At 39.9% G+C, this 15,089-nt stretch carries 15 protein-coding genes and 1 tRNA gene; 7 read left to right on the forward strand and 9 right to left on the reverse strand.

Annotated elements, in window-relative coordinates:
* Nucleotides 1-17 precede the first annotated feature (17 nt).
* Nucleotides 18-479 (forward strand): GNAT family N-acetyltransferase, encoded by a 462-nt coding sequence (locus AC1M9K_RS03380; RefSeq protein ID WP_481588505.1) that lies wholly within the window; start codon nt 18-20, stop codon nt 477-479.
* Between the two features lie 12 nt (nt 480-491).
* Here the strand turns inward: AC1M9K_RS03380 and epmA are convergent, their stop codons facing one another.
* The 7 genes from epmA to AC1M9K_RS03415 form a co-directional block, all read right to left on the reverse strand.
* Nucleotides 492-1,472, reverse strand: coding sequence for an EF-P lysine aminoacylase EpmA (gene epmA, locus AC1M9K_RS03385; protein ID WP_481588506.1), 981 nt, complete (start codon nt 1,470-1,472; stop codon nt 492-494).
* Nucleotides 1,469-2,536 carry a 4-phosphoerythronate dehydrogenase gene (locus AC1M9K_RS03390; protein WP_481588507.1) on the reverse strand — a complete coding sequence of 356 codons (1,068 nt, stop codon included), beginning with the start codon at nt 2,534-2,536 and terminating at the stop codon, nt 1,469-1,471. The genes epmA and AC1M9K_RS03390 overlap by 4 nt, the downstream gene beginning before the upstream one ends.
* 110 nt (nt 2,537-2,646) lie before the next feature.
* Entirely contained in the window at nt 2,647-3,813 is a 1,167-nt protein-coding gene (locus AC1M9K_RS03395) for a type III PLP-dependent enzyme (RefSeq protein WP_481588508.1), read from the reverse strand.
* Between the two features lie 119 nt (nt 3,814-3,932).
* A complete protein-coding gene (locus AC1M9K_RS03400) occupies nt 3,933-4,166 on the reverse strand; it encodes a phosphopantetheine-binding protein (protein ID WP_228133240.1) in 234 nt (77 codons plus the stop codon).
* 2 nt (nt 4,167-4,168) lie between these two features.
* Nucleotides 4,169-4,813: an isochorismatase family protein gene (locus AC1M9K_RS03405; protein ID WP_481588509.1), complete on the reverse strand. Its 645-nt coding sequence runs from the start codon at nt 4,811-4,813 to the stop codon at nt 4,169-4,171.
* 15 nt (nt 4,814-4,828) lie between these two features.
* Nucleotides 4,829-6,493, reverse strand: coding sequence for a (2,3-dihydroxybenzoyl)adenylate synthase (locus AC1M9K_RS03410; RefSeq protein ID WP_481588510.1), 1,665 nt, complete (start codon nt 6,491-6,493; stop codon nt 4,829-4,831).
* A 1-nt stretch (nt 6,494) separates the two neighbouring features.
* Nucleotides 6,495-7,724, reverse strand: coding sequence for an isochorismate synthase (locus tag AC1M9K_RS03415; protein WP_481588511.1), 1,230 nt, complete (start codon nt 7,722-7,724; stop codon nt 6,495-6,497).
* 160 nt (nt 7,725-7,884) lie between these two features.
* On the opposite strand from AC1M9K_RS03415, the gene AC1M9K_RS03420 reads away from it, so the two are divergent.
* Nucleotides 7,885-8,655 (forward strand): SDR family oxidoreductase, encoded by a 771-nt coding sequence (locus AC1M9K_RS03420; RefSeq protein WP_481588512.1) that lies wholly within the window; start codon nt 7,885-7,887, stop codon nt 8,653-8,655.
* Nucleotides 8,656-8,692: 37 nt separating this feature from the next.
* Here AC1M9K_RS03420 and AC1M9K_RS03425 read toward each other — a convergent pair whose 3' ends face one another.
* Nucleotides 8,693-10,015, reverse strand: a complete 1,323-nt coding sequence (locus AC1M9K_RS03425) for a condensation domain-containing protein (protein ID WP_481588513.1) — start codon at nt 10,013-10,015, stop codon at nt 8,693-8,695.
* A 232-nt stretch (nt 10,016-10,247) separates the two neighbouring features.
* On the opposite strand from AC1M9K_RS03425, the gene AC1M9K_RS03430 reads away from it, so the two are divergent.
* The 5 genes from AC1M9K_RS03430 (at nt 10,248) to AC1M9K_RS03450 (ending at nt 14,887) form a co-directional block, all read left to right on the forward strand.
* The gene (locus AC1M9K_RS03430; protein ID WP_481588514.1) at nt 10,248-11,057 is read left to right on the forward strand and encodes a siderophore-interacting protein; all 810 of its coding nucleotides are present in this window, start codon (nt 10,248-10,250) and stop codon (nt 11,055-11,057) included.
* A gap of 61 nt (nt 11,058-11,118) precedes the next feature.
* Entirely contained in the window at nt 11,119-12,045 is a 927-nt protein-coding gene (locus AC1M9K_RS03435) for an ABC transporter substrate-binding protein (RefSeq protein ID WP_481588515.1), read from the forward strand.
* A 1-nt stretch (nt 12,046) separates the two neighbouring features.
* On the forward strand, nt 12,047-13,084 hold the full coding sequence (locus AC1M9K_RS03440; RefSeq protein ID WP_481588516.1) for a FecCD family ABC transporter permease: 1,038 nt from the start codon (nt 12,047-12,049) through the stop codon (nt 13,082-13,084).
* 1 nt (nt 13,085) lies between these two features.
* The gene (locus AC1M9K_RS03445) at nt 13,086-14,102 is read left to right on the forward strand and encodes a FecCD family ABC transporter permease (protein ID WP_092765984.1); all 1,017 of its coding nucleotides are present in this window, start codon (nt 13,086-13,088) and stop codon (nt 14,100-14,102) included.
* Nucleotides 14,099-14,887, forward strand: coding sequence for an ABC transporter ATP-binding protein (locus AC1M9K_RS03450; protein WP_092765983.1), 789 nt, complete (start codon nt 14,099-14,101; stop codon nt 14,885-14,887). Before AC1M9K_RS03445 ends, AC1M9K_RS03450 begins: the two co-directional genes overlap by 4 nt.
* A gap of 69 nt (nt 14,888-14,956) precedes the next feature.
* Here AC1M9K_RS03450 and AC1M9K_RS03455 read toward each other — a convergent pair.
* Nucleotides 14,957-15,046: transfer RNA gene (locus tag AC1M9K_RS03455), tRNA-Ser, on the reverse strand.
* Between the last annotated feature and the right edge of the window lie 43 nt (nt 15,047-15,089).

Below are 15,089 nucleotides of genomic sequence, written 5' to 3' on the forward strand. Positions count from 1 at the left end.
ATCATGTTTCAATAGCCATGACAATACTGATTAAACCTGTAAATTTAAACCATGATGTTGCAGCGATCGCTGAATTGACTACCCAAATCGGCTATCCAACTCAAACAGAAGTTATGAAAGAACGTTTGATGAGGTTGCAAGCCCAGGAGCGTTATACAACCCTAGTATTTATCGATCATGGACAAGTTGTCGCATATATTGGTTTTGTTGAAGAAATATCATGTGAATGTGCTGATCCGTATTTTCGCATTCTAGTACTCATTGTAGATCAGGCGCATCGCGATAAAGGGATTGGTCAAAAACTGTTGGCTCACGTTGAACATATAGCCAGTCAACAAGGTATTCAAAAAATTGTGGTCAGTAGTGGTAATCGTGCTGAACGATTACCTGCACATCAGTTTTATTTAAATCACGGTTTTAAAGCGTATAGCACGACATTTGTCAAAATATTAGCTCCTCAAGATCGTCCTTTATCCTGAGGATAAAAAATCTTATGAGCGATCAGCAGGAAATGTAATCACTTGCTCTAATTTCATTTTCTCTGTTGCCACCATCAGTAAACGATCGATTCCTAATGCGATACCTGAGCATTCTGGCATTTTAGGCAATGCGGCTAAGAGATTTTCATCTATTGGCATAACATCTAAGCCTAATTTTTCGCGTTCAGCATTATCAGCTTCAAAACGGGAACGCAATACATCTGCATCAATCAACTCATCATAAGCATTTGCTAACTCTAAGCCCTCAATGTAAAGCTCAAAACGTGCTGCAACCAATTCCCCATCTTCATCAACTCGAGTTTTTGCAAGAGAAGCAAGTTCTGGTGGAAAATCCGTTAAAAATACAGGTGTATCAAAACCTAAGCTCGGTTCCACCATATGCGAAAATAACAGGTCGATATATCCTAGACGATCATCACCCAGATCTAGATTTAACCCAACACGATTACAACAATCCTTTAATTCCTCTAATGTGGATTTAAGTGGATTAAAATCTAAGCGATCTATAAATGCATGTTTATAACTTAAAATCGTAGGTCGCACTTCGCCAAAACGATGTGCCAAAGTGACATTGAGTAAATCTGTAACTTCAAACATCAAGTCTTTGAGACTAAAATCAGGTCTATACCACTCAAGCATGGTAAATTCACTGTTATGTTTACGGCCATGTTCATCATCACGAAAAACTTTACAGATTTGATAAATTGGCCCTACGCCTGCTGCCAACAGTCGTTTCATGGCAAATTCTGGTGAAGTTTGAAGATAGTGCTTTTTCAAATGACCATGTACATGACGGCTTGCCTCAACTGACGCCAAGTGGACATCAGTTACTCCAGCATGAGATAAAATTGGAGTTTCAACTTCCAAAACATCACGTTCTAAAAAAAATTGGCGAATCTGTTGATACATCCTCGCTCTGGCTTTCATGGCAGCAAAATCGCAAGTTGGTAGATAGCTCAGAGAGTCAGTCATGCCTGAGGCCCTCCATGAGCAGCCCATTCACGGCGTAATGGATATGTTTTGCGTAATTGATCAAATGAGGCTTGATCTACTTTCCCATCTTTGAGGCATGCTCTTAAGTTCTGATCATCTCTAAAGATATCGTAGATATGGTTTAATTGAGTTTTCAGCGTGTGCTTGAGATCACTATTGTTAAAATATTGTTCACATGTAGGCAATTGGGTTTCGAACTGTTTTGAAGGTTTATGGCCGAAATGCTGACAGAAAGCATCATAAATCATCTGGGTACCACGCGCTTTACCCTCAAGACTATACCCCGCAATATGCGGTGTCACCAATTGCACAAGATCCAGTAACTCTTCCGTAATGACTGGTTCATGCTCAAAGACATCTAGTACAACTTTACGACCTGTTGCTCGAATATCTGCAATCAAAGCTTGTTCTTCAATGACTGACCCACGGGCAGAATTAATTACAATTGTAGATGGTTTAAGCTTTTTTAAGGTCTCAGCATTAAACATATGTCGGGTTGCATGCATCCCTGAAGTGGTTAATGGCACATGGATAGAAATTGCATCTGCTTTTGAAAAAACTTCATCTAAAGTGACTTGCTGAATATTTTCTCTTTGTACAAAAGGATCAACCCCGATGACGTTCCATCCCAATAATTTCGCCATATGTGCGAGTCGTGAACCGACATTACCCAGTCCAATAATGGCTAAAGTGAAATCTTGTTCTGCATCTAGCAAATGAGGATTTAGAGCTAATAACGCAGTAATAACATATTCAGAAACAGCTTGGGCATTACATCCTGCAGCATTTGACCATTGAATATTTTGCTGTTCAATTGCTGGAATGTCCAAATGATCTGTTCCGATCGTTGCACTACCCACAAAGGTTAATGCAGTATTTTGAATGAGCGCAGAATTCACTTTCGTCACAGAACGTACTAATAAGGCTTCAGCATTGACCACATCTTCATGCTTTAAGGTACGACCAGCTTTATTATCAATATCGCCAAATTCTGAAAAGAAATAATCTGTGAATGCGAGATTTTCATCTGCAACGATTTTCATGAGCCTACCCATCAAGATTTTAGCATTATGATAACGCTTCTGTGAGGGTTAGGCTATGTGGCTCGTAGCTTGAGCGACTGACTACCAACCACATAGCATCATTCCTAAAATCAATCTAAATAGAACGTTTTTAAAGGTGGATAACCATTAAATTCGACCGAAGCATAAGAGGTTGTATAAGCTCCAGTACTTAACCAATAAAGTCGATCTCCAATGCTCAAGTTTTTAGGTAACTGATAAGGCACTTTTTCATACATGATATCTGTTGAATCACAGGTCGGTCCTGCAAGCACAACACTTGAATGTTCATGTGCTGAATGCATTTTAGGTGTATATATAGGATATTTGATCATTTCACCTAAAGTTTCAATTAGTCCATTAAAGACGCCCACATCCGTGTAGACCCATCGTTTATCATCATGTGCTGATTTATTGGCGATAAGAACAATCTCTGAAACAATCACACCAGCATTACCCACCAACGATCTGCCTGGCTCCAAAAATAATATCACCTGATCATCAAAGTGTTCATCAAGATAGCGTTGAATCTCGTGCGCATAACTTTGAATACTGTCAACATCAGCTAAGTAATGTGCTGGGAAACCACCACCCAAATTGATTAATTGTAAACTGATACCGTATTGGTCTTTCAAAGTATTAAATATTTGCTTCACTACCGTTAAAGCTGAACGCCATACAGTGACATCACGTTGCTGACTACCGACATGGAATGACACGCCAAAGGGTATTAAACCCAATTGTCTAGCTTTCACCATTAAGTCAACCGCCATATCTGGATGGCATCCAAATTTACGTGAAAGTGGCCAATCTGCTGTACCTCCCGACTCTACCATTGCCCTGACAAAGACTTTAGAGTTCGGTGCGAATTCGGCAATTTGTGCGAGATCTGCTTCCGCATCGGTAACAAATAAACGGATTCCTTTTCGGTAAGCGTATTCAACGTCTGAAGCTTTTTTAATAGTATTACCGTATGAAATACGATCTGGATGAATTCCACATTCAAGCGCTTTGTCTAACTCATAAATTGATGCAACATCAAAATATGAGCCAAGTTGATCAAGTTTATGAATAATTTCACGACCTGGATTTGCTTTCACTGCATAATAAATATGGGCTTTTGGAAAGCTATTTTGCAACTCAATAAATTGAGTTTGCACTTGATCTAAATCAACAACTAAAAAAGGGCTTTGCTTTGTTTCGGCAAAATTTTGGATTTTTTTCCATTGTTGATCAGAATAGTATTTTTCTAATTGCATGTAAGATCCACTCACGTTAGCGAATAATTTAACGAAAATGGCCTTTGGCTATAAGTACTTTGGCTAGGGCCGTTGATTGTGCATGTGTTGATTTTCAAGGTATGCACATTAGTCTTACATCAATCTCTATTCAATTTAAGACGATCACTCCATTCATTCAACGTTGGCTCCTCCACCAGATCTTGAAATTCAATTTGAAAGCCTTTTTCACGTAGCAATCCAACCAGCGTCATAAGACTGACTGAATCAAGTCCTAACATAAATAAATTATCTTCCTGCTGAATTTCATCTACAGGTAAATTCAATTGATGTGCGACCATATTTTTTAACTCAAGCATGCTTAATTCATTCATGATCATTGCCCCTGACCTAAGGCGTTAATCACAGTCTGAGTATCCATGACTTTTGCACAGCGCCCAGTCGCATACTTTAGTGCAAGATCATGTTCTTCTCGGCTAAAATCCGCCAAGGCATCACCCACCATAAACGCTTGAATATCCAGCATAAATGCTTCCGCAGCTGTTAATAAGCAACCAATATGGGCATATACTCCACAAATCACTAATTGATCGCGATTGGCTTTTTTGATTTGCTGCTCAAAATCACTTTTTTTAAATGCGCTATAGCGCCATTTTGTCAGCACGGTGTCTTCATTTTTTGGTTGAAGTGGATCAATAATTTTGGTCAATGCTGGATCAGCTGACAAACCTTTACCCCAAAAATCCGTTAATAGTTGACGATGTTCTGGCGTCTGATCTCCAGGTTGTGCGGTGTAATACAATGGAATTCCTAGTGCATGTGCCTGATCAATAAGGGCTTTACAATTTCGGATTAATGTGGGAATGGGCGCTTGGGTCTGATCGTAAAAATCTAAAAAATATTGCTGAACATCATGTACCAATAAAACCGACCGTGACGCATCTAAAGTCCAATCAACTTTGTTAACTGGAAAATCTTGAGCAGATGGCATGGGATAACTTGCAATACGTGGGATTGACATATTTTATTTCCTTCGTTAAATCGTGTCTTCGGTGAGGCGTTTTCTGAGTTGTTTCTTGTCGATTTTGCCCAATGCCGTATAAGGCATTTCTTCAATAAATTCGATGCGATCTGGGATCTTATAGGTCGCCAGACCGTATGCTTGAACGAATTGTCTAATTTGCAGTTTCAGCCTTGTTTCTGATGCATCTTGATCGTTAGGTCGCCATTGAATAAATGCACAACTTTTTTCTCCTAACTTTGGATCTGGTTGTGCAACCAAGGCGGACAAGATGATTTGTTGGTGTTGATTTAAAACCTGTTCAACTTCTTCCGTCGCGATTTTTTCACCGCCACGATTAATTTGTTCCTTACTTCGTCCTTCAACAATAATATTGCCTTCTGGCGTTAATCGTACTAAATCACCAGTGCGATAAAATCCATCTAAGGTAAAAGCACTTCGATTATGTTCTGAAGCCCGATAATAACCTCTAATGGTATAAGGGCCGCGAGTTAAAAGATGCCCCACCTCACCCAATGGCAGCTCGTGATCCTCCTCATCGACGATTTTGATTTCATCATCTGGACTTATACGGGAACCTTGGGTACCTATAATGACTTCTTTCGGATCATCGTAACGCGTGTAATTCACCAAGCCTTCTGCCATACCAAATACTTGTTGTAATCGGCATTGGTATTGATCAATCAACTTTTCAGCTAAAGCATCTGGCAACCTTGCCCCACCGACCTGTAAAGCCGTTAAATTCTTAAAAATATTTGTTGCGCCGTTTGGAACTGCTTCAGCCCATGTTGCTGCTAATGCAGGGACAAGAGCAACATGCGTAATATGGTGCGCTTCAATGAGTGGAAATGCAGTTTGGGGAGAAGGATCTTTCGCTAAAACAAGTGTTCCACCTGCATAAAATAGACCCAATGAACCAGCCGAGCTCATACTGAAATTATGTGCTACTGGAAGCACCATAAGCATACGGCTTTCTGTATGAAGTTCACAAATATCTGCACTGGCACGAACACTATACAAATAGTCATCATGTGTTCGTGGTATAAGTTTCGGTGTGCCAGTACTGCCCCCTGAAAGTTGAAAAAAAGCCACATGGCGAGCCGTTATTTTGGGCTTTGAAACCATATGATTTTTAAACGATGTAAGATTCGGCCAAGGATCAAAATCGCCTGCATCACCAACGACAATCACTTGCTGTAAAGTCGGACATCTGCGCTGGCACTCTTGCGCTAAGGATTTGTAATCAAAGCCTAGATGCTTATCTGCACAGATATACAATTTGGCATCTGTTTGCTGAATAAAATGACTTACTTCGGCATGACGGTGTGCTGGTAAACTCATCACTGGTCGCATCCCTATCCGCAAAGCTGCAAAATAAGCAATAAAAAACTCTGCTATATTTGGCATTTGAATCACAACAGCATCTGCCAGCCCATAGCCTTGTTTAGTCAAGAAGACTGCAAATTGTTCAATATTTTGATTCAGCTCTTGATAAGAATACTGGCGATCACCACAAATCAATGCCACCTGATTGGCAAATTTCTGGGCTGATTCTTGAAAAAATTCAGAAATGGTTTGACCTTTCCAATATCCCTTTTGAATGTAACGTTCTACGAATTCTTCTGGGTATGGCACGATGCCATCCCAGAGCAAAGACTCGTCATTTACATTTGCATTCATTTTATTCCCCATGATTTAAGTGCTGAGAATCTAAACCCAATGCATTTAACATCGTTTTAAATTTCACGATGGTTTCTGACAGTTCACTGTTCGGCTGTGAAGCTTCAACAATTCCTGCACCCGCATAAAGACGCGCATAATGGTCAAAGATACGCCCACAACGTACATTCACTGCCCAAGCACCATTCCCTCGGGCATCACACCACCCCATGGTTCCAGCAAAAAGGTTACGGTTAAAAGGCTCTAGTTCCGAAATCAACTGGCGAGCCATAGGGGCTGGTTGTCCACAGACTGCTGGCGTTGGATGTAAAATTGAGACCACATCAAAGATATGTTGCTCTGGATCTTTCAACGTTCCCTGAATTTTGGTCGCCAAGTGCCAAACCGCCTCTGTTTTAATCAGTGAAGGTGATTTTGGGATATTGAGCGTTTTGCACAAGGGAGAGAGTTGATCTGCAATGGCTTCGATGACCACGGCGTGTTCATGCTGATCTTTTTGCGAAGCAAGCAATTTTTCAGCTTGTTGTTGATCCAGTGTTGGATCTGAATGACGTGCTAATGTTCCTGCAACTGGATGGCTAAACAAATATTCATTTTGCTTCGCAACGAGAAGTTCTGGACTTGCCCCCATAAACCAACCAGATTGTTTTGGGTTTTGGGCCAATGCAAATGTGTAGCCATCAGGATTAGAGGCCAACAACTGGTAAAATAAATCAATAATATTAATTTTGTGTTGGGTTTTAAGATCAATTGCCCGAGCCAACACTGCTTTTTCTAGCGGTGATGACCTCATCAATTCAACCAATTTGACGACTCCAGCAATGTATTCCTCTTGTGCTGGGATGAGAGTCGCTTGCACTTGATCATCAAGAAAAGACTGAGCCGAATGATCAATGCGCTCATTTACAAATGTGTTTTTTGCTTCCGCAATCGAGATTTCTGGTAAATCTCGATGATCAAAAGGCAAGCTCCCGACCAAAATAAGATCTTTATTCGCTGTTAATTCGATTTTTTTTTGTAGTGTAGATTTTGCTTGTTCGAGCCACTGTGCTTGCTGCTGATTAAAATTTAAATGAGAAGCTCGATCAAATTCGATATGTTCAATTAACTTTTTACTTGAAATGGTCCCCGTTGGCGTTGCGAACACGAAGCCAGGTTGATCTTCCTCAATTAACTCTTCCTTTTTTATGCCTATCATATTTTGAAAAACTGACGGTTCTATTGGCAACATATTTGTTCTCACGATTATCTGTTCGCACTGCGTGCATCAAACTTTCAACATTCACAAAAGGACAACCTCTAGGAGTTGAACGCAACCAATATAATAATTATTATTCCCAATTGAAAATGATTATCGTTTCAATTTGTTAATAAAATTAAAGGATACTTAAATGGGTTTATATATCGTGACGGGTGCAGCCAGAGGAATTGGCGCTGAAATTTGTCGTCAACTATTGCAGAAGGATCATCAAGTCATTGCAATTGATCGGATCGATGACATCAATCAATGGGAACTTTTTAAATTAATTCCTGAAGTATCACTCAACCATCTAGACCACATCAGCTGTGACATTCGTAAGACCAATGAGATTATTCAGCACATTGAAAATTCTATACTTTTTAAAGGCACGATCACGGGTTTAGTGAATGCTGTAGGAGTCTTAGAAATGGGATCTTTATTAAATACATCTGTTGAACAATGGCATGAAAATTTGTCGATAAATTTCATTGGCCCTGCCGAACTTAGTCGTTGGGTCGCTCACCAAATGATTCCGCAAAGAGAAGGTGCGATTGTGAGCATCAGTTCAAATGCAGCCCTCATTCCAAGAATGAATATGGGTTTGTATGCAACGACCAAAGCTACAGTGAGTCACTATTTTAAAAATCTTGCGTTGGAACTCGCGCCTCACAATATTCGCTGTAACTTAGTTTTACCTGGCTCAACCCTTACACAAATGCAAAAACAACTATGGACTGAGGATCGCCCTCCAGCAGGCATTGTCAACGGAAATCTAGAACAATTCCGAAATGGTATTCCATTGCAAAAGATTGCTGAGGCTGAAGATATTGCCAATGCCGTGATGTTTTTACTTTCAGAGCAAGCAGGCCAAATCACAATGCACGAATTAGTGGTTGATGGTGGAGCAACTCTAGGCGTGTAACAGCCCTATTGCCTCATTCAAAGGATAAACTGCCAGACTATTCTGGCAGTGGTTTGTGAATTTGAAGTTGTTCAAAAACAAGTTCTGGTTGAGCTAACCAAGTTTTCATCATCTCCATAAAATCATACCAATAAGCTTTGAGACTCGGCACATCATAAAGTTCTTTATGTCCGTCAACAGCGAGATACAAACGCTCAATACCATTAACAAACTTATTGGTAATCGCGGTATCAAAGTCTTCAATTGGGCCAGCGGATATGGTTGTTTTTGTTAACTTACACCCTTCGAAATGTTCAGGTAAAGGATAAGGAATCCAATTCACAATAGGTCCAAATAAGATATTTTCATAGGGATCAAAATCTTCTAATACAAATCGCATTTGCTCAAAATAGCTTTGCTGATGCGGTCGAATTTCGGCAAACCTTTTCGTTAATAATAAAATGATTTCTTTTAAGTTTTCCTGTCCAGTAATGCCCAACCTTAATGGCAGGATATTCATGACTAAGCACGGAATACGCATAGATGAAGTACCCAACCGAGACATAAAAGGTACCCCAAAGCATTGTTGAGGATCTTTAGACTGTTTCATTAAATAACTCATCATCACCGCCATAACGATAAGAGCACTGGGCAATTTTAATTCAGTTGCTAATGCATTTAATTGTAGCTGTGTAGGCCAATCAATTACCTCTTCATAACGTGGCCCTTGTGAAAATGGTTCTTTTAATTTTCGTTTAAGTCGTTTCTTAGGGGCTTTCTCATACGAAAAATTAGCCTTCCAAAAGTCCAAATCTTTTTTAGCTTTTTCAGAGTGAAGGTAGTGCTGTTCTTCTACAATAAACTTTTCATAATGATCGAACCCTTTAATTTTTAATTCAGTACCATTTTTGAGAGATTGATAATAATCAATAAATCGGCTAATCATCAGTCCGTAAGCGTAGCCATCTAATGCAACGTGATGCGCTTTAAAAAATAATCCATACTTTTGCTCACCTAAGTGTGCAAACACATAGTCATATAAATGACCCGATTCTAAATTAAATGCTGGTTCTACTTCTTTTTCAGCCCACGCTAAAATTTCCTCCTCATCAAGCTGAGATAAATCAACGAAGCTAGGTTTCCGTATCGTCACATCATCTACTCGATAGACGTGTTCGCCCTGAACTAAAGCTCGCCAATGAAGCGATTTAGCTTCCTTTAGTGTGAGATAAACTGCTTTTTGAAAAAGCTCTCGATCTAATGGTCCCTCAATCACCAACCACTCCGCCGTATGAAAAGGATAACTGCCATGATAATGATGTCCTTTCCACATACTGTGTTGTGCACGAGTTAATAGATCATGGGATTCATTGATTTGCATAAGACAACCGCATATATTTAATTTTCATTATAAAATCAAAGCTTTACAAAATATCCTAACCTTCATATTTTGTGATTACACTTTGGCACAAAAAGATTATTAAATATAATGATTATCATTTGCAAATTTAATTTGTTTGATTTAGATTAATAACCATTCAAATCTGTCGACTGACGCACGTATTACTGTATCGACGATCTTCACTCCATTGATAAGTACAGAAGATTAAATAATGACGACACAATCTCCTCCTCTAGCTCGACATATTTCTGTCCATTCAACAGAACAAATTTCCACTCATTTACAGCGTATTAAGTTTAAAAGTGAAGATTTCACAGGTTATGCAAAATGTGATGGTGGTGCGCACATCAAATTGTTTTTTCCTAACCCTGATCAACAAGCACCTGACCTCCCGTTTCGAAATTCTTTAGGCAAAATTACGTGGCCAAATGGAAAGAAACCAATTACGCGGACATATACTGTTCGAGATTTCGATGAAGAACAGCAACTTTTAGTCATCGATTTTGTAAGACATGAAGATTTTGGTATAGCGGCTGATTGGGCAAAGCATGCGAGTCCAGGTGATCTGTTAGGTCTAGCCGGTCCAGGAGGACCAGCACGTTTTAAAATCGATGCAGAATATTGGATTTTTGTTGGAGATCTTTCAGCAATCCCGATGATCGCTGCCTCGCTTGAACAATTACCAAAAGACGCTCATGGTGAAGTTTGGATCGAAATCGAAGATGATTCAGACCAAATACATCTGAATAAACCTGAACACATTAAGCTTCATTGGTGCAAAGGCCCTCATGAATTGAATAATAACATCCGTCATTCTTTGCAAAACTTAGACTGGAAAAATAAAGATATTTCAGTATCACTGGCGGGTGAAAATTCAACGGTGGTTGAACTTCGTAAAATACTGAGACAAAACTTTCAGCTACCCAAAAGCAATTTATATGCTGTGCCTTATTGGAAGCAAGGTCACAACGAAGAGGCTTATCATGAGGAACGCCATCAAGTGATGGATGCCGTTGAATAAGTGAATAGAATTATTTTAATGAAATATGTAGAAAGATATGAAATATAAAATTGCAATTATATTGAGTGCTATCACTCTCTTCACAGCATGTTCTCAGTCGAATGAACCTTCTTCACGAGACAGTAAAGCGACGGTTGAATCTCAAATAAATACAACACGACAAATTGAAGATGCTTTAGGTCGTCAAGTTACGATTCCTGTTCAGCCACAACGTGTTGTGGTTTTAAGTGAACTTGATTTGGATAGTGCTATTGCGCTTGGAATAAAACCTATAGGCAGTAGTTATGTTCGAGGTCAAAGTAATTTTCCAGATTACCTCAAAAATGAAACACAACAGATCGCCTCCGTCGGTAACTTTGGACAACCGAGCATGGAACAAATTCTCACGTTACAACCTGACTTAATTATTGCTGGAAGCATGATTGATACACAAATGATTAATCAATTGCAGCAGATTGCACCCACTGCAGTCAGTTTTGCACGCGGAGAGCCATGGAAAGACAGTTTCAAAAAGGTAGCTCATTTATTAAACAAAGAACAACAAGCCCAAAAAGCTCTAGAAGCGTACGATCAATATGCGCAAGAAGCTCAACAGAAATTACATGCTCAACAAGGTCAATCAGTCAGTGTCATTCGTTGGACAGCCAATGGACCTGTGTATATGTTAAATGATTCATTTGCGAGCCAAATTTTAAAAGATATTGGCTTAACACGACCTCAACATCAGCAACAACCAGGTGCAAGCCATACGCCTCCAATCAGTCGAGAGCGTTTTGATCAAATTGATGCAGACTGGCTCATCATTGGCAGTCATCTAAACTCGGAAAAGCAACTGGCAGAACTAGAAAAATTACCAGAATTCCAACGTCTTAATGCTGCAAAAAACAAGCATTATTTCGTGGTTGATGCATCTATGTGGACTGGCATAGGTGGACCACATGCTGCTCGACATGCCATTGATGATGTAATGAAGCATCTCCATAATTAATATGCTGACGAATGCTACAACTGTACTTGACCGATTCCCGCTGATGGGAATCGTGCTTAGCTTGATTATTTTATGTTGCGCTGTTTTATCGATCGCGTACGGCGCTGGTCAGCCCTACTTTACAGACAGTTTGCAACTTATTCTTCAGGCATTAAGTCAATGGTCCTTAGAACCAATCACTCCCCTATTGGAAATTAGAATTCCACGTACTATTGCGGCGGTGAGTGTCGGATTAGCTTTAGCGATCTCAGGCGTCATCCTTCAAAACTTGCTTAAAAACCCTTTGGCTGATAGTGGATTAATCGGAATTAATAGTGGTGCATCTCTTGCCATTGTTTTGGCCATTATTCTTCAAATGGATACCTTCGGACTATTTTTTTGGGCGCTGATTGGAGCTTTAGTGAGTGCATTATTGGTCTTTGCAATCACCCCTCATCAAATGACAGATCATAGCTCACTTACACGTTTAGTCTTGGCTGGACTGGCAATCACCAGTACATTCCAAGGTTTTATGGCTGCCATTCTTCTTAGTTTCCAAAATGGTTTAGACGACTATCGTTTTTGGGTTTTGGGTTCGCTCAATCGCGTTGATATTCAATATCTCGGTCTTGCACTAATTTTAATGGCGATCGGACTCATCATCGCTATATTGGTGATACGCCCCCTGGGTCTTAGCTTAGTTGGTGATCAACTGGCGAATAGCTTAGGCTTAAATACGAAACTACTTGATGCATTCTGCATTTTAGCTGTGGTTTTATTAACTGGAAGTGCCGTTGCATTAACAGGACCAATTGCCTTTTTAGGCTTGATTGCACCTTACTTTGCACGAGCTATTGGTGCTCATAGTATTCAGAAACAACTCATCTATAGCGGACTATTTGGCATGTTGTTGTTGCTGATCGCGGATATCATTGCACGTGCAGTCGTGCAACCTTTCGAAGCCCCTGTCAGTATTCTTTTAGCCTTATTAGGTGCGCCTATTTTAATATGGATGGTGCGTCAAAATAACCTACAAAATATTATTCAAGCGGAGAAATAATATGTTTTCTCTGTTGAGTCGTTTAAAACAAAAATCAGTAATAAAGGCTTGGATAATCATTGCGATTCTACTGATATCACTCAGTTTATTTAGCCTGATGTACGGTGAAATCACATTAAATTTGAATACGCTATGGAATGTATTGACAGGCAATGCGTCAGCTCCACATCAACTTCTCGTTGAAAAGATTAGATTACCACGACTTTTGGCAGCCTTATTGATTGGCGCTGCACTCGCCTTATCTGGTCTCATTCTTCAAATTATCACCAAAAACCCTCTTGCGAGCCCAGATGTTTTTGGTATCAGTGACAGTGCAGTGCTTGCTTTGGCATTCACCATTCTCCTCTCAAGCGCTAGTATGTTAGGTCAATGGTGGCAAGCATTGATGGGCGCGATCTTCTGTGTTTTCTTTATTTTAATTGCTTCAGGCGGCGTGGGAACACAGGGGTATCGTATTTTGGTCATCGGGGTCGGAATTGCAACACTCATGAAAGCCAGTTTTGACCTTATCCTTGCGACACTGCCAGTAATGCACACCAGTAATATTTTAATTTTTAGTAGTGGTAGTTTAATTGGTCGAAGCTACAACATCTTGCTACCAACTTCGATTTTTATCATACTGCTTGTCAGTATTATTGTGCTGTGGCGGCGACTATTTAGTGCAATGGTTCTTCCTGATTCTGTCATTGATAGTCTAGGAGAACCCTTATCTAAAATTAGACTGATGCTCATTATTATTGCTTCCTTTCTCGCTGGGACCGCTGTCAGTATTGCAGGCCCCATTGGATTCGTGGCTATTGCCGCACCAATCATCGCATTTAAATCATTTCCTCATCATTTATTTCCGATTTTTCCAACCATGTGTATTGGTGCATTAATGGTTTTATGTGCCGATTTACTTGGAAAAAATTTGCTTGCCCCTGTCGAAATTCCCGCAGGCATTATTAGCGGCATGGTTGGTGGTCCACTGTTGTTGTGGTTGTTATATCGTCATTCTAGAAGTATGAGTCGTACATGAGTTTAATCATCAATCAATTAAGTGCTGGATATAATCATCATCAAGTTTTGAAGGGTATCAATGCTGAATTTCAGCAGGGTCAAGTCATCGTCCTCATTGGTCCAAATGGCTGTGGAAAATCGACCTTGTTAAAATGTATTGCTCAAATTCATCCATATGATCAAGGCGAAGTCATTTGGGAAAAAAATCAACTGAATATACTCAGTAAAAAGTTGCTCGCTAAACAACTTGCATTACTTCCACAGCATGTAACTGCACCCAACGGCATGACAGTTGAGCAGTTAGTACGCTTCGGTCGTTTTCCACATCAAGGTTGGTTTAAACGACTGAACATCGAAGACCAAAAAGCGATTGATGACGCCTTGTCTGCGACCCATTTAAGCGAATTAAAAAATCAAAATTTAAGCAATCTATCAGGAGGTCAACGTCAACGTGCATGGATCGCAATGGTCCTCGCACAACAGACCCCTTTAATTCTTTTAGATGAACCAATCAGTATGCTCGATATCGGTCATCAAGCCGATATTTTAAATTTAGTCCGCTCTCTAGCCTCACAAGGTAAAACCATAGTGATGGTTCTACATGAATTAGCCACTGCTGCACGCTGTGCCGATTTTCTAGTTGCCATGAAAGATGGTCAAATCATTGCACAAGGAAAATCAGAAGATGTTTTAACAAAGCAATTAGTTCATCAACTCTATAACTTAGATGCTGAAGTCAGACTGGTTGAAGATGATCAACACAAAAAAAGGTTACTGGTCATCCCAAATAAGTTTGGTGATTAAACACTCGAATAAAAAGCTTGAATATATAGAATAAAAAAAGCCCTGACAAATGTCAGGGCTTTTTGAATTTGGCGGAAGCGGTGAGATTCGAACTCACGGAGGACTCACACCCTCGTCGGTTTTCAAGACCGGTGCATTAAACCGCTCTGCCACGCTTCCATGTGCGCCATAATACGAAGCTTTTCATATCATGACAAGTAAA

The sequence above is a fragment of the Acinetobacter sp. 24-47-67 genome (assembly GCF_056779735.1).